13 protein-coding genes are annotated in these 20,861 nt (G+C 65.2%); 6 read left to right on the top strand and 7 right to left on the bottom strand.

The genetic code is table 11. The annotated features are described in order from the left end of the window. Positions 1-83: 83 nt before the first annotated feature. Positions 84-2,987: an RND family transporter gene (locus tag AOT83_RS04395; protein ID WP_057965093.1), complete on the top strand. Its 2,904-nt coding sequence runs from the start codon at positions 84-86 to the stop codon at positions 2,985-2,987. On the opposite strand, the gene AOT83_RS04390 is transcribed toward AOT83_RS04395, so the two are convergent. Both AOT83_RS04390 and AOT83_RS04385 read right to left on the bottom strand, forming a co-directional pair. Continuing rightward, the gene (locus AOT83_RS04390) at positions 2,984-3,361 is read right to left on the bottom strand and encodes a hypothetical protein (RefSeq protein WP_057965094.1); all 378 of its coding nucleotides are present in this window, start codon (positions 3,359-3,361) and stop codon (positions 2,984-2,986) included. The genes AOT83_RS04395 and AOT83_RS04390 overlap by 4 nt on opposite strands. Before the next feature lie 99 nt (positions 3,362-3,460). Then, entirely contained in the window at positions 3,461-4,087 is a 627-nt protein-coding gene (locus AOT83_RS04385) for a helix-turn-helix domain-containing protein (protein ID WP_030094980.1), read from the bottom strand. A gap of 53 nt (positions 4,088-4,140) precedes the next feature. On the opposite strand from AOT83_RS04385, the gene AOT83_RS04380 reads away from it, so the two are divergent. Then, positions 4,141-4,971, top strand: a complete 831-nt coding sequence (locus tag AOT83_RS04380; protein ID WP_030094979.1) for a class I SAM-dependent methyltransferase — start codon at positions 4,141-4,143, stop codon at positions 4,969-4,971. Positions 4,972-5,058: 87 nt separating this feature from the next. Continuing rightward, positions 5,059-6,114 carry an NAD(P)-dependent alcohol dehydrogenase gene (locus AOT83_RS04375; protein ID WP_030094978.1) on the top strand — a complete coding sequence of 352 codons (1,056 nt, stop codon included), beginning with the start codon at positions 5,059-5,061 and terminating at the stop codon, positions 6,112-6,114. A gap of 11 nt (positions 6,115-6,125) precedes the next feature. Here the strand turns inward: AOT83_RS04375 and AOT83_RS04370 are convergent, their stop codons facing one another. Continuing rightward, positions 6,126-6,362 carry a DUF3618 domain-containing protein gene (locus AOT83_RS04370; RefSeq protein ID WP_030094977.1) on the bottom strand — a complete coding sequence of 79 codons (237 nt, stop codon included), beginning with the start codon at positions 6,360-6,362 and terminating at the stop codon, positions 6,126-6,128. A gap of 83 nt (positions 6,363-6,445) precedes the next feature. Between AOT83_RS04370 and bcp the strand changes: the two genes are divergently transcribed. From bcp to AOT83_RS04355, 3 genes are read left to right on the top strand one after another with little or no spacing between them, the layout of a single operon-like run. Beyond that, a complete protein-coding gene (gene bcp / locus AOT83_RS04365) occupies positions 6,446-6,919 on the top strand; it encodes a thioredoxin-dependent thiol peroxidase (protein WP_030094976.1) in 474 nt (157 codons plus the stop codon). Between the two features lie 5 nt (positions 6,920-6,924). After that, positions 6,925-7,296, top strand: coding sequence for a hypothetical protein (locus AOT83_RS04360; protein WP_057965095.1), 372 nt, complete (start codon positions 6,925-6,927; stop codon positions 7,294-7,296). Positions 7,297-7,304: 8 nt separating this feature from the next. Next, positions 7,305-8,903 carry a DHA2 family efflux MFS transporter permease subunit gene (locus AOT83_RS04355; protein ID WP_057965096.1) on the top strand — a complete coding sequence of 533 codons (1,599 nt, stop codon included), beginning with the start codon at positions 7,305-7,307 and terminating at the stop codon, positions 8,901-8,903. Here AOT83_RS04355 and AOT83_RS04350 read toward each other — a convergent pair. The 4 genes from AOT83_RS04350 to AOT83_RS04335 all read right to left on the bottom strand — a co-directional run bounded on the left by AOT83_RS04350 (position 8,900) and on the right by AOT83_RS04335 (position 20,766). Then, positions 8,900-9,385, bottom strand: a complete 486-nt coding sequence (locus AOT83_RS04350; protein WP_030094973.1) for an NUDIX domain-containing protein — start codon at positions 9,383-9,385, stop codon at positions 8,900-8,902. The two genes, AOT83_RS04355 and AOT83_RS04350, sit on opposite strands and share 4 nt — an antisense overlap. Before the next feature lie 98 nt (positions 9,386-9,483). After that, positions 9,484-9,888: a holo-ACP synthase gene (locus AOT83_RS04345; protein WP_057965097.1), complete on the bottom strand. Its 405-nt coding sequence runs from the start codon at positions 9,886-9,888 to the stop codon at positions 9,484-9,486. Beyond that, entirely contained in the window at positions 9,885-19,139 is a 9,255-nt protein-coding gene (locus AOT83_RS04340; protein ID WP_057965178.1) for a type I polyketide synthase, read from the bottom strand. The genes AOT83_RS04345 and AOT83_RS04340 overlap by 4 nt, the downstream gene beginning before the upstream one ends. 904 nt (positions 19,140-20,043) lie before the next feature. After that, complete coding sequence (locus AOT83_RS04335; RefSeq protein WP_030094970.1) at positions 20,044-20,766, bottom strand: glycoside hydrolase domain-containing protein; 723 nt, start codon at positions 20,764-20,766, stop codon at positions 20,044-20,046. Between the last annotated feature and the right edge of the window lie 95 nt (positions 20,767-20,861).

Genomic DNA, 20,861 nt, shown 5'->3' with positions numbered 1-20,861 from the left:
TCGCGTCTCCTACCACGGTAGGAGAGCAAGTCTCGCCCACAGCACGACGACGGCCCCACCGCCTCTCCGTAGCGTCGGCATGCATGTGGGAAGCCATCGCAAGGTTCTGCAGCCGATACGCGTTTCTCGTCATCGGGATTTGGGTACTCGCCGCAGCGGCAGGCAATCTGCTTGTGCCGCAGGTGGAAAGCACGGCACATAACCACGCGCGCGGGTTCCTGCCACAAAGCGCCCCGGTGAATACCGCGGGCGCCGTGATGGGCAGGCAGTTCCAGGACGGCGACGGCGGGAACCTCAACTACCTGGTCCTCGAGAGCGACCACCAATTGGGGCCCGTCGAGCACCAGTATCACGATCGGCTCCTTGCGAAGCTACGCGCAGACACCGCCCATCTGGATTCGGCGATGGACCTGTGGGCGGACCCGCTGACCGCCGAAGGCGCAATCAGCCCGGACGGAAAAGCGGCGTACACCATGCTGCGCGTGACCGGGGAACTCGGCGGTGCGCAGGCCAACGCGTCCCTGGACGCGGTCCGGAAGATCGTCGCCGACGAACCGGCACCAGTTGGGATGCACCCCTGGGTCACCGGGCCCGGCGCGACCATCGCCGACGAGCTCACGTCCATCGATACCCAGATGCTGATGATCACCGGCGTCACCGTGGTGCTCATCGCAGTACTGCTCTTCGCCGTCTACCGATCTGCCATCACCGCTGCCATTCCTCTGATCACCGTGGGCATGGGCCTGGGGGTGGCGCGCTCGATCGTCGCCTTCCTCGGAGAACGCAATCTCATCGAGGTCTCCATCTTCTCGGTCGCACTGCTGGCCGCCCTGGTGCTCGGCGCGGCGACCGATTACGGCATCTTCCTACTCGGGCGTTATCACGAACAGCGGCGTTCGGGGCTCGGGCATGAGCAGTCACTGGAAGTCGCCAACCGCAGCGTGGCGCCGGTCATCGCGGCCTCCGGGCTGACCATCGCCGCCGCCCTCTCCTGCCTCATGTTCGCCCAGGTAGGCATGCTGCGCAGCGCCGGATTACCTTGTGCCATAGGAATACTCACCGGCATGGCGGCGTCGCTGACGCTGCTTCCCGCGCTCATCGGGCTGGCCGGGCGCCGCGGGTTGGCCCAGCCTCGTCCACTGCGCGGGCAGCCGGGACGCCGGTGGCGCAGAGTGGGCACGATGGTCGCGCGTTGGCCAGGGCCCGTCCTCGTCGGCTCGGCGCTAGTGCTCATGGTGTGCGCCATTCCTGTGGCCGGCCTGCGCCTTGGCTTCGATGAGCTTGCCTCGCAGCCGCTTTCCACACACGCCAACCGGGGCTACCAGGCGATGGACAGGCATTTCCCGCCGAACCGATTGCTGCCGGAGATCGTTTCGATCGAATCCGACCATGATTTGCGTAACCCGGCGGGAGTCATCGGTATCGAGCGAGTCACCAAGAAGCTCATGGAGATTCCCGGCATTCGGATGGTCCAGTCGGCCTCGCGCCCGGCAGGTGCCATCCCCGAGCAGGCGGCATTGACCGAACAAGCGGGAATCATCGCCGATCAGCTGGACGACGGAACCACCCAGATGAGCCAACGTCTTGGAGCCGTGGACCAGCTCTCGGCAACGCTGGGCCAATTCTCCAAGGCGATCGCGCAACTGCAGAACGGTCTCGCGGGCGGCGTGAGCGGGTTGGGCGAACTCAACGGCGGCGTCGGAGACATGCACTCGGGAATGAAAGCACTGCAGGACAACGTGTCCCAGGTCTCCGGTTACATGGAGCCTTTACGGAACTTCACCAACGGCAACCCCAACTGTGCCAACGACGGCATCTGCTCGCTGGTTCTCAAGGCGGTCGAACCGATGGATTCCGTGGTGGCGGCAACCGCATCGCTGACGGCCAGCACTGCCAAGTTCGGTACCGGCGCCCAGGGAATGCAGAAATCCTTCTCCGGGGCGGTGGACTCGGTCAAGAACATGCGAGCGACGGTGGCGCAGCTCAGCACGATCACCGATCAACTGACCAAGGCGGTCGGCGAGACACGCACCATGTTCTCCGGGCTGACCGAATACCTGCGCGCCATGCGCGAGGATTTCCGCAGCAGCGGCGAGGGAGGTTTTTACCTACCCCAGCGGGCCTGGCAGGACCCGCGCTTCCAGCGCGCCGCCGGGCTGTACTTCGCCCCAGACGGCCGCTCGACCCGCATGCTGGTGTTCGGGGACGGCAAAGTGTTCGGCGCGGACGGCGCCCACCGGTCTCCGCAGATCACCCTCGCGGTGAGCGAGGCCACCAAGGAGGGCACCCTCGCCGGTAGCACCGTGAACATTGCTGGATTCGGCACCGGCACAGCCGAATTGCGCGGATATGTCAGCGACGACTTCTTACTACTGGCGGCCGTGGCGCTGGCGCTGGTCTTCCTCATCGTGCTGGTGATGCTGCGCAGCCCGGTGGCAGCAGCGGTGGTCATCGGCACCGTGGTCATCTCCTACGCCTCGGCGCTGGGAATCACCACCCTGATCTGGCATGACATGTTGGGACGCGACCTGCACTGGTCGGTTCCCTCGATCGCCCTTATCGCGTTGGTCGCGGTAGGCGCCGACTACAACCTGCTGTTCACCATGCGCATGCGTGAAGAGATCTTCCTGGACGGCGCCGGACTGCGCACGGGAATGATCCGCGCTTTCGGCGGCACGGGCGGGGTGGTCACGACGGCGGGGATCGTCTTCGGTATCACCATGTTCGCCATGCTTTCCAGTGACGTTTTGAGTATCGAGCAGGTGGGCACCGCCATCGGGGTCGGGTTGATCATCGACACGCTCATCGTCAGGACGTTCGTCGTGCCTGCGGTGGCGGGCCTGCTGGGCAAATGGTTCTGGTGGTCACCGGCACCGCTGCTGCGCGGGCTGTTGTTCAGGTGGTCGAAGGCGCGCTCGCCCCGCACGGCCGGGGTGCTCGCGTACCTGCTGACGCGGCCATCACGGCTGGAACGAACCGGGGCCTAGCCGTCGGCATCCCTGTCGATGAGCCGGCGCGGAAACGCCAGGATGCCGGCAACCGAGAGCAGCCATGCCAACAGGCGCGCCACGCCGATTCCGATACCCGGCACCAGCGTCCCGTCGATAACCCAGGTCGACCATGCGTCGAGCGCAAAGGCGAGCATCAGGCCGACCGCAACCGCTATCGAGATCCGGTCGAACTTGTCACGGTCCGGCCAGTAGTGCAGTGCCGTCGCTGCGATCCCGACAAGAAACACCACGGCAAGCCGCACACTATCGATGCCGAAGAACACCGTGAACGCGAATCCGACGACGTACAGCAGCATCGCCGCAGCTTTGGCCACGGTCGCATCTACCCTCAGACCAGCGACAACAATCATCGAAACTCCAGCCGCGCGCGGAAACTTCGCACGCACATAGAGTAACCAGGTAGTGGGGCAAGTGCGATGCCTGCAGCGAATATTGCGCGATAAATACAGCTATCCCATTCTGCGCGCGAGATCCTCACGAGCCGAATTTGCCTGCTCAGGGGTCAACAGAGGGTTGGCGTAGATATCGACGAGCGTGGCCGCCATTTTCAGCTCGCCCTCGGGCGAACCGACATCAACACCAAGCCCACGCGAAACATGTTGCTGAAGCAGTGGCACCGCCAGGGCCATCGCGGTGATGACGGTGGCACGGGACTTGACGTCGATATCGGCCGGAAACACACGATTCTGGTCGGCACTGGCCAGCCAGCCCTCGGTCATTGCGACCATCTCGTCGAACACCTGGCCCGCGGAGCCGTCGACCAAAGCCCTGGTGATGTAGTCCTGGTATTGGCCGATCGGAATGCGCGCCGAAACATAGTGCACATCACCGTGTTCCACGTTTGTCCGGACCTGCTCGTTGATGTTCCGCATCGTCTTGACGAGGTATTCATCGCATGCCTCGCGCAGTTCCTGCTTGGACCCGAAGTGATGCCGCAACAACCCGGAGGAGACCCCCGCTCGCGCGGCGATGCCTCGAATGGTCGCACCGTCGTACCCCCTCTCACCGAACTCATGCAGCGCGGCATCACGGATGCGGGCACGGGCTGTGAGGTCGTCGGGGTCCACGGTCTCCATCGCCGCATATTACACGGCTGGACAATTGGCTACACGCTTGTATAGTCGACGGCATGGGCATCGACACCAGCGGAATCACCCCGGAGGAAGAGACCGCCTTTCTCACCCTGAAGGCACGGGCCGTCAATGACGGCTGGCAGCGACCGATCCTTCCGGATCCGGGAGCGACAGCCGCTGTCGCCGCGATCGACTACGACTTCGATGCACTGGGGGTAATAGCCCCCGTGGTATGCCAATCCTCTTTACGCGCAAAACTTCTCGATGATCGCGTGCGGAGGTTCATCGTCAAGCACCCCAACGCGGTGGTGGTCGATCTCGGAGCGGGTCTCGACGACGGATATCGACGCATCCAACCGCCACCTACCGTCGATTGGTACAGCGTCGATCTGCCCGGGATGGCCAGGCTGCGTGATGAAGTCATGCCCCCGGGGACCGGTGAGCACACCATCGGGGTGTCGGTCAACGACCCGACGTGGATCGAGGCAATACCCTCGGACCGTCCGGCGATGGTGGTCGCCGACGGGTTCTTCGCGTTCCTGACCAAGGAGCAGATCATCGCCACGATGCGAGCCGTCACCGATCACTTTCCCAGCGGACAGCTCGCATTCAACGACTACGGCCGCATGGTGGTGGGCGTGTGGATCTCAAAGCTGTTTCCACAGAAGATGTTCAAGAAGGTCAATCAGCTGCGCGGGTTCGAAGGTTATGACGATCCGCGTACCCCGGAGCGCTGGAACCCGAAGCTGCGGTTCGTTGAAGAGTTCAGCCTGGTGGACGCCCCCGAGGTGGAACTCTTTCCGAAGTGGCTGCAGATATCGTCACGGCTGGCGCGATACAGCCCGTCGATGAGACGTTCCGCGCGCATCCTGCGTTTCGAGTTCTAAGCCTGCGCGCCTTCGGCTTGACCTGGAGTGCACTCCAGTTCCTAGGCTTCTCATATTCACACAGAACCATGATTTGAGGAGCCCCTCGTGACTTTGTCTGTGCCTGCCTACGCCGCCTACTCGCCGACGGAGCCACTCCGCCCGACTGTGGTCGAACGGCGCGAACCCGGCCCGAAAGACATTGTCATCGATATCGTTTGGGCCGGAATCTGCCACAGTGACATCCACACGGTAAGTAATCATTGGGGTCCCGCCAGCTTCCCGGTGGTACCCGGACACGAGATCGCCGGCGTGGTGACCCAGGTCGGCCCGGAGGTCGAGAAGTTCAAGGTTGGCGACCGCGCCGGTGTCGGCTGCATGGTCGGCTCCTGCGGTGAGTGCGCCAACTGTAAATCAGGCGAAGAGCAGTTCTGCAACGGCGAGGGCGGCTTCATCGGCACGTACAACGCGGTGGGCAAGGACGGCCGGCCGACCTACGGCGGGTACAGCGATCTCATCGTGGTGGATGAAGGGTTCGCATTGAAGATCCCGGATGCCCTTCCCCTCGATCAGGCCGCCCCGCTGCTGTGCGCCGGAATCACCATGTACTCCCCGCTACATCATTGGAGGGCCGGACCCGGAACTCGTGTCGGCATCATTGGCCTTGGTGGCCTCGGCCATATGGGTGTGCAGATCGCCCACGCGCTAGGCGCTGAAGTGACGGTGCTGAGCCAGTCACTGCGCAAACAGGCGGACGGCCTGAGCCTCGGCGCAGACCATTACTACGCGACTAGCGACCCGGCCACCTTCACAAAGCTCGCGTCTTCGTTCGATCTGATCCTCAACACGGTCTCCGACGGGATCGATGTCGAAGGCCTCCTGTGGCTCCTCGACAAGGACGGGACGCTGGTACAGCTGGGCTTGCCAGAGGATCCGATCAACTTCAAGCCTTCACCGCTGGTCTTCGGACGCCGTCGCTGGGCGGGCTCACCAATCGGCGGAATCTCCGAGACCCAGGAAATGCTCGATTTCTGCGCAGACAAGGGCATCGCGGCGCTGGTCGAGAAGATCGAGGCACCCCAGATCAACGAGGCTTACGCGCGGGTCCTCAAGAGCGATGTGCGGTACCGGTTCGTGATTGACGGAGCCAGCTTTACGGCCTGAGTGGGGCGCAATCAGTCGCGACGGAACTTGCGCACAACCTTGCGCGCCACCAGTGCGGCAACTACTGCGCCGACACCGAGAATGGTGAATTTGATGGCTGGCTTATTGAGAGTCGCCAGCACCGAGGCCTTGGCGTCTTCGGCCAGACGCTGCGGATTTGCGCGGTCACTCAGGGTGTCGACAGTCGCCGCGAGCTGATCGCGGGCCTTATCGATATCGGCCTTGATTGCCTCGGGATCCCTGGCCACGTGTACTCCTCCACGTCCGCGGTTGAAACTCAAGCAACTACCCTAGGGCAACAACTGTACGGGTCAACAGAAAGGCATCGGTCATGGCGGAAACCAAGCGGCTCGAAGTTGGCGACAAGGCCCCGGCGTTCACCTTGCTCGACGCCGATGGCAAGAAGGTGTCGCTGTCCTCCTACAAGGGCCGCAAGGTCATCATCTACTTCTACCCGGCCGCCATGACGCCCGGCTGCACCAAACAGGCCTGCGACTTCCGTGACAGCCTCGCCCAGCTCAACGAGGCGGGCCTCGACGTCATCGGCATCTCCCCCGACAAGCCCGAGAAACTCGCCAAGTTCCGCGAACGCGATGCCGTGAACTTCCCGCTGTTGTCCGACCCCGATAAGACGACGCTGACCGCATACGGCGCCTTCGGCGAGAAGAAGCTGTACGGAAAGATCGTCGAGGGCGTCATCCGATCCACCTTCGTCGTGGACGAAAAGGGCAAGATCGAGGTGGCGCAGTACAACGTGAAAGCCACCGGACACGTCGCGAAGCTGCGCCGCGACCTCTCCGTGTAGACCAGATGCCACTGATCGACATCACCTGCGGTCGCGCAGTCACAGATGGCACTCGCGCACGGCTCGCCGAAGTCCTTCCCGACGCGGTCTCATTGGCGGTGCAATGCACGGACGAACCTTATGACCACCATCTACAACCCGGTGACGTCCTGATCCGGTTCCATGAGGTCGGCCCCTTCGACCGTTTCGACATCGACGTACTCGTCGAGGTGAAGTCGAAGTGGTTCAGCGACCGAGCGCAGGACCGTCAGCGTCGCGCCGAGGCAATCCACGACGCGGTACGAAACGTCATCGAGGACGAACAGACTGCCGGCGTCTATCTGACCTTGCCCGTTGCGGCATGGGATCAGAGCGATTCTGAAGCCTCAGGCCGTTGAGGACGTCCGTGCCAGAGGGTGCCCGCAAGTGGCTGGGCTTGGCCGCCATCGCATTGGGAGTGGCGCTGATCGTCGTCGATACGACGATTGTCAACGTCATCATCCCCTCGATCGTGCGCGACCTCGGCGTCACGTCGGCACAGGCGCAGTGGGTACAGGAGTCATACGCAATCGTCTTCGCGGCGCTGCTGCTGCTTGTCGGACGATTCTCTGACATTCTCGGCGCCCGCCGCGTCTTCCTTACCGGGGTAGTGATTTTCGGTGTGACGAGCTTGCTGGCCGGTATGGCCACCACCGGAAGCTGGTTGATACTGGCCCGCTTCCTGCAAGGTGCCGGGGCCGCGCTGATCCTGCCGACGTCGCTTGCACTGCTCAATGCGCAGTTCACCGGAAAGGCCCGGGGCCAGGCGTTCGCCGTCTGGGGGTCGACCATCGGAGCCGCGACGGCCCTGGGTCCGCTGCTCGGCGGATGGCTCGCCGAACACGCCTCGTGGCGTTGGGCTTTCGGCATCAATATCCCGCTTGTCGCGGTGATCTGTATCGGCGCACTGGCGTTCATCCCACGCTCACCGCGCACTCAGGCACGCGTGGATGTCGCCGGGGCGGTGTTCTCGATCCTCGGGCTGGGGTTGCTCGCCTTCGGTCTGATTGACGGTCGCACCTACGGGTGGGTCCGCAGCACCGAACCCTTCGAGGTGCTCGGCATGCGCTGGACGCTCGACGTATCACCGGTTTTCGTCGCACTCGTCCTGGCAGCGTTGTCCCTCATCGCCTTTGTCATCCGCCAGGTCACTCTGACCCGCGATATCGATCCCGCGCAGCCGACCACCGCACTGATGGACGTGCGGCTCTTCTCCATCGGCTCGTTCCGCAACGGCAATATCGCCACGCTGATCATCGGGATGGGCGAATTCGGCATCGTGGCCGTCCTTCCGCTGTGGCTGCAGTTCGCGTTGGGATACAGCGCCGTTGAGGCGGGATTGGCTTTGGTACCCATTGCACTCGGCAGTTTCGTCGCCAGCGGCGCCAGTTTCGCTATGACGTCACGTATCTCGGCGTTGGGATTGGTGCGCATCGGGCTGGCGCTGGAGGCAGTGGGGTTGGCGGCGCTCGGCTACATCGCCCGGCCCGACAGCACCTGGTGGGCCATCGCTGCGGCGCTGTTCGTGTATGGGATCGGCATCGGATTCGCCACCGCTCAGGTGACCAACGTGGTGCTCGCCGATGTACCCGAACGTAGCTCCGGTCAAGGCTCCGGCATGCAAAGCGTGTTCCGGCAGCTGGGCTCGGCCCTCGGGATCGCCGTGCTGACGACGGCCTTCTTCAGCGCTATCAGCGCACGGCTCAGCAGCACTCTCGCGTCCACCGGGGTGCCAGCCGATCAATCCGATGCGCTCACCCGTGCGGTCGTCCGCAGTGCGGGTGCTGCCATCGACGGGTTCGCGCGTCAACCCCACACCGAGGCCGTCGCCGATGCCGCGCGCCAGGCGATGGCCCATGGAGTCGAGTTGGGCAGTTACCTAGCCGCGGCGTTCCTCGCGCTGGGACTTGCCGCGACATTTCTCATCGCCCCGGCCGCCTCAACAGAGCATGCACCGCTCTCCTAGTCCTGCGGGTCAGTGATATCGAAAACCGTGGCGGCGCTGTCGGTGTCCGCCGCGAGTTCGATCCGGCGGCGCATATCCACCGTCATGTCCGGCATCGCGGCGATATCGAACCACTGCGCGGCATCGTTCTCGCCGTCCGCGGGAAAGGGTGATCCGGCAACCCAGTCCATTCGGAACACGTGGTCCAAGTACTGAGCGTGATCCCCATTGACATGAACCATCGGCCGGGTCACATGCACCCACACCAGCCGCCGGGGTATCGCGCGAATGCCCGCCTCTTCCAGCACTTCCCGGACGGCGCAGTCGGCCGGATTCTCGCCGGGGTCGACGATTCCGGTTACCGCCGTCCAGGCGCCATTGTCGGCCCGCTTGACCAGCAGCACTTGTTCATCCCGAATGACCACAGCGGTCACGCCCGGTAACCACAGCGGCGCATGTCCGATGTGTCGACGCAACTCGATGACGAATTCCGGAACCGGCATAGGCACTTCTTAACAGACCGAATCCATATCCGGCCGGGGCGAGTGTGCGAATCAAGTCGATATCTGCGCGAAAACCAGCTGTATCCGCACACTCGACGCTAGGAAGGCGATTCGCCTTCCTGTTCCAGAACGACGAATGCCGCCGCGGTGTCGCCGTCATGCGTCAGAGTCACATGCACCGTCATATCCGCGAGGTACTCGGCGATCGCCCCGGAAAGCCGTATACGGGGGCGGCCCCAGGTGTCCGTCACGACCTCGATGTCCCGGTGGATGTTCTCCGGTAACACCGGCCGCTGCGAGTACCGCGACCCCGACCACGCCTTGATGACGGCTTCCTTAGCGGCCCAGCGGGCAGCCAAGTAGCGCGCCTCTCCACCAGTCTTCGAGGCCGCGTCGCGCCGCTCCCCCGGCGTGAACGCGGACCCGAAAGCCGTTCCGGGACTCGCTAGTTGCTCTCCGAACTCGGAGATGGTGACCAGGTCGATCCCGATACCGACAATCACCGGTGGTAGACCTCGTCCTCACTCAGGCGCGAACCTGGATCAAGCAGCATCGACGCTTCCTGGCGCTTCTCCGACTCATCGTGGTCATGGTCGAAGCGACGTCCGTCCGGCCGCTCGTACATCGGGCGGCCGCCGGCCATGGCGGAGGCCAGGCGACGCTGTCCGGCGAGAACACGCCCACGCGAGCGCTTCTCGTAGTCTTCACGATCCTCCGGACGCAGCGAGGCGATGAACGCCTGCGGATGCACCAGCGCGACCAGACCCGACACGTGACCGAAGCCCAGGCTTGTCACCAGACCCGCCTTCAACGGCAGCTTCTCCTTGAGCGGCAGCGACTCGCGCAGCCACACGAAGTGCTGGCTGGTGGCCAGTTCATCGTCCACACAGTCCAGGCTGCGGTTCGGCGGAATGACGCCGTCGCGCAGCACCTGGCACAGGCCAAGCATCTGGAACACCGCAGCGCCGCCCTTGGCGTGGCCGGTCAGGTTCTTCTGCGAGATGACGAACAGCGGCGCACCATCCGAGCGCCCCAGCGAGGCGGCGAGCCGCTCATGCAGCTCGGTCTCGTTGGGATCGTTGGCGAGCGTTGACGTGTCGTGCTTGGAGATCACGGCGATGTCATCGGCGGTGACGCCCAGCTTGTTCAGCGAGCGCGCCAGATCCGAATCCCTGCCACCGCGTCCGGCCGCGAGCGCGCCCAGACCCGGAGCCGGGATGGAGGTGTGCACACCGTCACCGAACGACTGCGCGTACGCGACCACCGCGAGCACCGGCAGACCCATCTTGAGCGCCAGATCACCGCGTGCCAGCAGCACGCTGCCGCCGCCCTGCGCCTCGACGAACCCGAGGCGACGACGGTCATTGGCCCGCGAGAACCGCTTGTCCGCAATGCCCTTGGCCCGCATCATCTCGGTGTCGGCGGTCGCGGCCATGTCGCCGAAGCCGATGATGGCCTCCAGCGTCAGGTCATCGAACCCACCGGCCAGTGCCAGATGTGCCTTGCCGAGGCGGATCTTGTCGACGCCTTCCTCGACGGACACCGCCGCGGTGGCGCACGCGGCCACCGGGTGGATCATCGAGCCGTAGGAACCGACGTAGGACTGCACCACATGCGCGGCAACGACGTTCGGCAGCACTTCCTGCAGGATGTCGTTCGGCTTGTTACGGCCCAGCAGGTTTCCGTGGTACATGGTCTGCATCGAGGTCATGCCGCCCATACCGGTGCCCTGGGTGTTGGCCACCTGGCTCGGGTGCACCCAGCGCATCAGCTCGGTCGGGGTGAAGCCCGCCGACAAGAACGCATCCACCGTCGCGACCATGTTCCACAGCGCCACCCGGTCGATGGAACTGACCATGTCCGGGGTGATGCCCCAGACGGTGGGATCGAAACCGGTCGGAATCTGGGCACCCACGGTCCGCGACAGCTTGGTCTTGCGCGGCACCCGAACCTCGGTACCCGACTTGCGGGTCACCTGCCAGTCGCTGCCATCCGCCAACGGCTCGATCACCGTGTGCTCGGGGTCCCACTTCACGAACTCGCGAGCCTCGGCCTCGGTCGACACCGTGAAGGTGAAGTCCTTGTCCAGGAACACCGAAACCAGCAGTGGCGAAGCGTGATCGGGGTCGATCGCGCCGTCGTCGACGAACTCGCGGACACCGATGTTGGCGACCACCTTGTCGTGGTAACGCTCCACCAACTCCGATTCCGGCACCAGTTCACCGGATTCGGTGTCGTACCAACCGGCCTCGGGATCGTCCTCCCACTTGACCAGTCCGGTGGTCCACGCGAGTTCCAGCACGCCGGCGGCCGACAGTTCGTCGTCGACCTCCATCTCGTAGCGGGTACGCGAGGAGCCCAGCGGGCCCAGCTCGCCACCGCCGACGATGACCACCAGATCGGCCGGGTCGACATCGAGGTCGGCCCATTCCGGAGGCAGCGTCGAGGTGTAACCGCGCGGCGGAGACGGCAGTGCCGCAATGAGGTTCGGGTCGTCCTCCTCCTCGGCGGACGCGGCGGCCTCGGCCTTCGCCTTGGCCTCCATGTCCTCGCGGGCCTTGGCGGCTAGCTCGGCCATGTCGAGTTCGACCTCGGCCAGCCCACCGGTGAGGTCCTTCTCGACCGGTGTCTGTGCGGCCTGCACGCGTGCTTCAGGTGAGCACAGCGCCAGCAGCATGGATGCCATGTCCGCGGTGGAGTACGTGGTGACACCCGCCTCTTCGACGGCGGTGACGATGGCGTCGTTGTGACCCATCAGCCCGGTGCCCCGGGTCCAGCCGATCAGCGCGTGCGCCAGGCTGACTCGCGACGCCCACGACGACTCCGCCTTCCAGCGGGTGACCAGTGCATCGAGCGCCGCCTTGGACTCGCCGTATGCGCCGTCGCCACCGAACATGCCGCGGTTCGGCGAACCCGGCAGCACCACATGCAGACGCGAGGCGATATCGCGCTCCGCGCCAATGGCCGACAAGCCACCGATGAGCCGCTGCCCGGCCCACAACAGCACCTTCATCTCCATCTCGGCACGCGAACCGGCTTCCGACAGGTCCCCGACCACCTTCGGTGCGGCGAACGGGAACAACAGCGTCGGGGTCTGCGCGTCCTTGAGGTGGATCGACATCGGCCCAAGGCTTTCGGACTGCTCGGTGCCCACCCACTGCACCAACGCGTCGATATCGGCGTACGAGGCCATGTTGGCCGGTACCACCCACAGCTTGGCGCCGAACCGCGCGCTTTCGCGGTACAGGTTGCGGTAGAACGCCAGCCGGTCCTCGTCAAGACGCGAGGTGGTGGCGACGACCGTCGCGCCACCGGACAGCAGCGCCGCGACCACGGATGCCGCGATCGAGCCCTTGGAAGCACCCGTCACCACCGCGACCTCGCCGCCCCACTTGCCCTGCTCGGGGCTCTCGGCGCCGGCGGCGATCCGCCCGTACAGCGAAGCGTGCACGTTACGGCCCTGTGCCAGCGACTTGCCCTGCCACCAATTGGCCTGAGCGCCAACGGCATGCCCGGCACCTTCGAAGCTTTCGGCCAACTGTGCCCACTGGCTGTCGATCTCACCTTCCTCGGTGATCCACAGGCGCGCCAGATCCTCGCGGGCGCTGGCCCAGCGGTCGTCGAACACCACGGCCTTCTTGCCGTCGAAGCTCGGTGCCACCAAACGCGGCCAGTCCGAACCCAATTCGGCCGAAACCAGCTCGATGAGCTCGGTATCGGTCGCACCGTCCGAGGTGGCGATCGGGGCCGACAGACCCAGCTGGTCGAGCACCAGACGTGCAGCCGAGGCGAGAACGCCGTCGCGACCGGTGATCTGGTCGGTGAACTCGCTCAGCGCGGCAGCGTCGACGGTCGCACCGCCGCCTCCACCGGCCGAGGGCAGAGATACCCCGACGCCACGGCGCGCGGCCACTGCCGCAACACCGGCGTCGATCGCGGCATCGACGGCATTACCGTCCGCCAGCGTGCTCGGTGCCAGGCCGCCGAGGTCGCCACCACGGACGCTGGTGCCCTCACGGGTGCCCAGCGCCAACTCGACCGTCACGTGCTTGACCCAGCCCGGACCCAGTTCCCAAGTCTTGGTGATCCGCTCGGCGATGGCGGCCGGACGCTTACCCGAGGGGCCGAAGACCGTCTTGAGCTGATCGTTGATCGAGTCCGAAAGCACCGGGCCGAACGGCTTGTAGGTACGCGCCAGTTTGGTGACCTGTACCCGCAATCCGGACAGGTCCGCCTCGGCGGCACCGTCGATAGCGCTCAGGTTCAGCTCGGAGCCCAGGTCGACCAGCAGCTGGTTACGACGCGAGGACGCACCGTCGGTGAGGCTCTCGATGGAGTCCACCGGCTCGATCTGATCGATGCGCATCTTCGTCGAGAGCGCGATCAACGCAAGCGTCGCATCGGAGGCGTCGAAGCCGATGTCCTCCGGACGCGGGCCGCCCGACGGCGCCGCAGGAGCGGCAGGCGCTGCGGCCGGTGCAGCCTCGGCAGACGCCGCGGCCGCGGTGCTTTCCGCGGGCTCCTCGATTTCAGGCTCGGGCTCGGGATCGCTGTCCGTTCCGAACAGCACCGCGTGATCGCGCTCGACGTTGAGCACCTCGATCGAACTGTGGCTGTACTCGGGCAGTTTCAGGGTGTTGTTGGCCAGACCGGCGACGGTCGGCATGGACTTCACGCCCACCTCAACGAAGCGCTCCACACCAAGGCCGCCGGCGGCCTCCTCGGTGAAGAGCAGATCCTGGGTCTCGATCCACCGCACCGGGCTGGCGAACTGCCAGGCGAGCAGCTCGATAAGCACCTTGCGGCACAACAACACCGGCTTCTCGTTGCGCCAGGTGTCGTAATCGGCCAGCACCTCGTCGAGCGGTTCGGCGGGAACCAGATCCCGGATCTCCTGGATGAATTCACGATCCAGGGTGAACGGTTTGGGCACCAGGTTCGGGATGTACTTCCCGATGATCAGGTTCGGGTCGCCGTCCATGGGCAGCACCCGCTCCAGCGAACGGCGGAATTCGGCAACGCCGACCCGCAGCACCTCGGAGTGGAACGGCACGTCGATGCCCGGCACCATGATGAAGGAGCGCCGGCCACCGAACTCTTCGCGACGCTTCTCGACCTCGGCCTCCAGCAGCTCCAGGCCGCGCACTGTTCCGGCGATGGCGTACTGCGAGCCACGCAGGTTGAAGTTCACGATCTGCAGGAATTCTCCGCTGTGTTCGGCGATCCCCGCGACGAACGCGCTGACATCGGCGTCCTCCAGCCCGATCTGCGACGGGCGGATCGCGGCGAGGCGGTAGTTGCTGCGCCCCTGCTCATCTCGCGGCACGATGTCGTGCATCGCCGACCCGCGGTGGAACACCACCTCGAGCAGACCATCCTGCGGAATGACGCCACTGACGGTCGCCAGCGCGGTGTACTCGCCGACGGAGTGACCACACGTGATCGCATCCTCGACGAACGAACCGGATTCCTTCATCTCGGCGATCTGCGCGGTGGCCAGAGTGGCCATCGCCACCTGGGTGAACTGCGTCAGGTACAGCACGCCCTCGGGGTGCTGGTAGTGAACGCCACCGGCGATGAGGCTCGTCGGGTTGTCCTTGACCACATGCAGCACGGAGAAGCCGAGACGCTCGCGGGTGAACTTGTCGGCGTTGTCCCAGACCTTGCGGGCGGCCTTGGAACGTGAACGCACGTCCATACCCATGCCCTTGTGCTGGATGCCCTGCCCCGGGAAGGCGTACACCGTCTTGGGGGCTGCGAGCCGAGCGGTCGCAGACATCACCAGGTCGCTGCCGACCTTGGCTTGGATCTCTACAACCTCTGCGCCGGAATCGATTCCGACACGGTCAACCCGAACGTCAACCTCGTCTCCCGGCTGCACCATCCCCAGGAACCGCGAGGTCCAACCGACCAGCGTGCGCGGCGGAGTGCTGGAGCCGTCGGCCGAGGTGACCACGTGCTGCGCGGCGGCCGAAAGCCACATGCCATGCACGATCGGTGATCCCAGTCCGGCCAGCAGCGCGGCCGACTTATCGGTATGGATCGGGTTGTGGTCGCCCGAAACCACCGCGAACGCCCGCATGTCGGTGGGCGCGAAAATCTTTGCGTCACGACGGCGGCGACGAGTGGTGTCCGCCTCGTGCTCGGAGAGCGCACCACCGGCACGGACCGGGTCGGTGAGTTCGGCCGCCCCGTTGCGGCCCAGAATCGCAAAGCGCTCCTGCAGCGTCGCCAACACGGTGCCATCTGCTGCCGCCACGGTCACGTCAACCGGTACAACCCGGCCGACCTCGGTGTCGGTCGCCACAGAAGCCGTTGCAGTAACAGACAGTTCGGCTGCTTCAGCGGGGAGAGCGGCGATCAGGTGGGCGGCATGGTCCAGGTGCACCAGCGAGAGCAGACCCTCGATGACGCCCGTACCGTCCGCGGTCTTGGCATCACCGATCACGGCGAACACCGCGGGCCAGCACAGGCCAACCAGCGCGTCGGGCACGGTCGACGACCCGGGCGCCAGCGGCGCCGGAAGGACGGCGGTAACGCCGGTGTGGTCGGCAACGCGCTCCGGATCCCACTGTGCGACAACATGTGCCGTGCCGTTTTCCACCAGCGGAAGGCCGGCCGGATCCTCGGCACCGGCGGCAACCGCGAGCACGGTCCGCATGGCGGCGCCCGCAGCTTCAGTGGTGACCACCGGGGTACCACCGTCGCGAGTGGTGGCAGGCAAGGTCAGATCGATGTCGACCCAGATGCCGGACAGCGGCACGCTCAGACGCACCGAGTCGTCGCCGGTGACCTCCAGGCGTGCACCGGTCGACGGGTGCGACGCGGTGCGGTCCTCGAAGACCTGCCAGGCACCATCCGGGGCGATCCGATGCACCGGGTTGACGGCAATTCGCCCGGACCACAGCACATCTGGGGCATCCAGGACGGTCGCCAATGGGCCCTCGACATCCCAGCGGCGACGCAGCCGCGAGCGCACCGGCAACGGTTCGGCACCGGTTGCCACGACCTCGTCGATCGCGGTCTGCTCGAAACGGTTGAGCAGCTCGCCCACCGGCTCGTCGACCCGGGTGATCCCGGCCACCGCAGCGGTGCCGGGGATGATGCATACCTGCTCAGCGGTGTAGCGCGCGTCGTGGGCCTGCCACAGGGAGTCGCTGCGCCACCAACGACGCACATCCTTGTCGATGACGGGTACGAAGTTGACGGGCTTACCCAGTGTCTTGCACAGCGCGACGAAGAAGGGGACGTCAGCCGGGTGCAGCTTGATGCCCGCCGCCTCGGGGTAGCGCCGCAGCAGTGCCGCGATGGCATCGGCAGGGCGTTCCAGCAGCGCCTCGTCGGCGAACAGCGTCTCGACGGGACCGGATTCCTTGGGGTGCAACCGCGCCTCTGCGCGCTTGAGCATCTGCTCGAAGCGATCGCGCCACGTGATGTCCAGCCACGGCGAGTGCGCCACGGCGGTATCGGCGGTGCTGTCGCCGTCACCGATGGACAGCTCCACATAGCGGTTCAGCCACTGCGCATACGTCATTTCGGCCGCATCGCCGAAGTACTGCTTGGCAGTCAGCTCCATCGCGGCGATGATCTCGTCGCGACGCTTGGCCACCGCGTCGGCATCACCGGCAACATCGTCGAGTAGGCGGCCGCAGCGCGAGGCCGCGTTGTCGATCTCGTGGATGTCGGCGCCCAGCTGGCTGCGCCCGGAGGCCATGCCGCCCTGGGCTTTTCCGGCGGGAACCCATTCAGGTGTGCCCTGGGTCTCGACAAGCATCTGCTTGACCGACGGCGAGGTGGTGGCCTCCAGCGTGGCCATGGCCGCAGTACCGACGAGAATGCCGTCGACCGGCATCAACGGGAAACCGAACTTCAACGCCCAACGGCCACTGAGGTATTCGGCAGCTTGCTCGGGAGTTCCGATTCCACCACCGACACAGACGGTGATGTTGGAACGCGAGCGCAGCTCCGAATACGTGGCCAGCAGCAGGTCATCCAGGTCTTCCCAGGAGTGGTGCCCTCCGGCGCGGCCACCCTCGACGTGCATGATGATCGGTCGGGTGGGCACCTCGGCGGCGATACGCACCACCGAGCGGATCTGCTCAACCGTGCCCGGCTTGAACACGATATGGGCGAAGCCGATGTCGGTGAGTTCGTCGATGAGTGCGACGGCTTCTTCCAGCTCGGGAATGCCTGCGGTCACCACGACACCGTCGATCGGGGCACCGGCCTGACGGGCCTTCTGCACCAAGCGCTTCGAGCCCACCTGCAACTTCCACAGGTAGGGATCCAGGAACAGTGAATTGAACTGGATCTGGCGACCGGGTTCGAGCAGGGAGGTCAGCTCTTCGATGCGGCCGCTGAAGATCTCCTCGGTGACCTGCCCACCACCGGCAAGCTCGGACCAGTGACCCGCGTTCGCGGCGGCCGCAACAATTTTGGCGTCAACCGTTGTCGGCGTCATGCCCGCCAACAGGATGGGCGAACGTCCGGTGAGACGGGTGAACTTAGTGGAAAGCTTGACCGAACCATCGGGCAGCGACACCACCGTGGGCGCGAAGCTGGTCCAGGCCCGGGCAACCTCGGGAACCGCGCCGTGCATGAACAGGTTGCGCTGACCCCCGCGCGTGGCGGTGGGCACAATCCCGATCCCCAGGCCACGGATCACCGGCGCGGTCAGCCGGGTCAGCAGGTCTCCGGGACCAAGATCCAGGATCCAACGGGCGCCGGCGTCGGCGACGTGGTTCACCTCGTTCACCCAGTCCACCGGGGTGACGAGAATGGCCTCGGTCAGTGCCTTGGTCAGCTCGACGTCCAGTCCCGCGGCGGCCGCCCAGCGGCCGGCGATCTCGACACCGTCGGCCAGACGCGGAGTGTGGAAGCCCACCTCCACGTTGACCGGGTCGAAGACAGGGCTGAACACCGCGCCTCCGCGCACCTTGTCCTTACGCTCAGCGGCCTCGCGATCGGCGATCTGCTCGCAGTAGAGCTCGAAACGCGACAGCTGATCGGGGGTGCCGGTGATGACAACGGAGCGGCGACCGTTGCGGATGGACAGCGCGGGCGGCTGAACGGTACGGACATCCTGGGCGAACTCGTCGAGGAGCGCCTTGATGCGCTCGGGGTCGACATTGGTCACCGACACCATCGGGGTGCGGTTACCGCGCACCACAATGCCGCGGCGGCGCGCGACCAAGGTGGCCGCGGCACCCACGAGCTGGGCGATGGCCAGCAGCTCGACATCGCGATCGCCGTGCGCCTTGAGCGCCTCGACGGCGAGCACGCCCTGCGAGTGCCCGATGACGGCGACAGGCGGAAGCTGGGCCACATCCAGGCCCTGGATCTTCAGCGCGCGGACGGCGGCAAGCTGGGCCAGCAGCACGCCGGGCATGGAGACCGCGGCCGAGGTCAGCTGGGCAGCGGCGGGTACCGGCTCCTCAGCGGTCAGCGCACGCACCCAGGTCAGCGGCGTGAAGCCGACCGGGCGCACCACCACGAGTTCCTTGGCGACGGGCTCCAGGCGCAGCTCGGCCTCGCCGGCAAGGGTGGCGAGCTCCGATTCGATACCGGCCGAGGCCGCCAGCTCCGCGAGCGAGTCCAGCCAGTCGCTGCCCTGGCCGCCGAAGGCCACTGCGTAGGGCTCACCGGACTCCAGGCGGTCGATCAGCGCGGGACCCGCGCTGGGACCGGGATCGACCGCACTGTTCGCGTCGGGGTCCTCAGAGCTGGTCACCTTGTCGTATTCGTTGATCGTCACGTCGCCGCTACCCGTCTTTCCATCAGTCATGAATCCAGCCGCGCCCGTGTCGTCGTCCTTGTCGATCGGGAGCGTTGAGGCACGTTCATAGGCACCATCACCGCAGGTCTGGATTTAAGAGTGTCATAAGAGGGGTGACGATTTCTTCTGGCGTAATAGTTACTGCCGAGTTCTACGCGAGAGTAACCACCGCTTACGTAACAGCAGGCCGCACGCTGGCTACTGACCGCCGAATCAAACGCGCTGCATGCAGGTGGTTACGGTCGAGTAGGTATAACATCGCAGATCAGACATCGATTGTTATCGAATCGTTATGTTAGATTCCGATACCGCCGAACGTGTTCGCGCGTGTCGCGCACCACGGCCACAAAGAGGTCGTCGTGGCCTCAGAAATACAGGACACGTGCCACAAGTTTGCTGGCATTGCGGCGCAGCGCCGACTTCTGTGACGGGTGAGACTGGTGATGTTTGTCCAGCTACGCATCCACACACCCGAAGCCATGCCACATGCGGGCGTGCGGGAGGCCGCCGATCCGTCGGCATCTGCCTCGCCAGCGCACGGCCCACCCCGCGCGCCATGGGCTGAAATCTACGGTCCATGGCATCGAGCCGACCCGAACGGCCGAGGGCGGCGCACACCGTGGGCATATCGGGAAATCGGGGCACCCGACCACTTCATCGGGTGCCCCGAGCCCTCGATCAACTAGGCAGTCGTGCGGGGCATCGGCGTGCTCAACCGCGAGGCTGTAGCCGAAACATCAAGAAACGCAATCATCCCCGCTGCTCACGGCGCGATGTCTCCCGTCATGACCGACCTCGTAGCAGTGCCTGGTGTCCCGACATGTACACGCCATGGCCCGCAGGGCACGACCATCCACGCGCCCGCCCCTGATGCGGTATGCGCTCAGACCCACTGCCCGAAACTGGGCTTGAGAATGTCGTTGAGATCGACACCGATTCCACCAACTTGTCGCTTGTCGATCTCGAACTGATGCAGGTGCGCCTCAGGGTGAACGAAGCCCTTGGGACTTCCCCAGTTGTGCTGCCAGAAATACGAGCACAGCCCGTCCTGCAGCGCCCAATCAATGGTCTTGGAGTTGCCATACAGCCCGGTGCGGGCATGGCCGACCACTGATTCCCAGGCCCTCAGATACGGCGCCACCTGATTCTTGTACTGCTCGGGCGTCGGGTTGTCGTCGATGGAGACGTATATCGGCACGTTGTAGGAGCCGCCGGCCGCGACGTGCAGCTGCCAACCACGCTGCGCGTGCTTGATCCCGGCCTCCTGGCCGCCCAGCCAGTCGGCGGTGTCCTGCTTTCCGTACTGGTAGTTGGAGACGATCTTCAAGCCGGCCCGATAGAGATCGCGGGCCTCGGCGAGCTTGATGGGTTTGCCCGCTGAAAGCCCCGGGCTGCGCGGATCTGATACGTACCGAATAGCACCCAAGTGCCCGGCTGCCTTGATCGATTCGGGAGTCGGGACACCGCCGGCGTAATCGATGAGTGTTCCCAGTGAAGCCGCATTCGCGCGGGGGACGGCCACGGCCGAGGCGGCACCACCCAGCGCCACTGCGGCCGGCATGACCGCGGCGTATTTGAGGACATCCCTACGGGATATGGACACCACTGTTACCTCGCAAGGCCGTTCCGAGAACTTTGAAGAACTCAAGCCTCAGATTACGACAGCTACCTCAACAAACACGGCAGCCACGCTTGTCACAT

The sequence above is a fragment of the Mycobacteroides sp. H001 genome (assembly GCF_001440005.1).
GTDB lineage: Bacteria > Actinomycetota > Actinomycetes > Mycobacteriales > Mycobacteriaceae > Mycobacterium > Mycobacterium gwanakae.
This window is presented reverse-complemented; position numbering and strand designations above follow the sequence as displayed.

Coding starts and splice junctions, on each gene's coding strand:
- AOT83_RS04395 (WP_057965093.1), top strand. CDS start 84: ATGTGGGAAGCCATCGCAAGGTTCTGCAGCCGATACGCGTTTCTCGTC.
- AOT83_RS04390 (WP_057965094.1), bottom strand. CDS start 3,361: ATGATTGTTGTCGCTGGTCTGAGGGTAGATGCGACCGTGGCCAAAGCT.
- AOT83_RS04385 (WP_030094980.1), bottom strand. CDS start 4,087: ATGGAGACCGTGGACCCCGACGACCTCACAGCCCGTGCCCGCATCCGT.
- AOT83_RS04380 (WP_030094979.1), top strand. CDS start 4,141: ATGGGCATCGACACCAGCGGAATCACCCCGGAGGAAGAGACCGCCTTT.
- bcp (WP_030094976.1), top strand. CDS start 6,446: ATGGCGGAAACCAAGCGGCTCGAAGTTGGCGACAAGGCCCCGGCGTTC.
- AOT83_RS04360 (WP_057965095.1), top strand. CDS start 6,925: ATGCCACTGATCGACATCACCTGCGGTCGCGCAGTCACAGATGGCACT.
- AOT83_RS04350 (WP_030094973.1), bottom strand. CDS start 9,385: ATGCCGGTTCCGGAATTCGTCATCGAGTTGCGTCGACACATCGGACAT.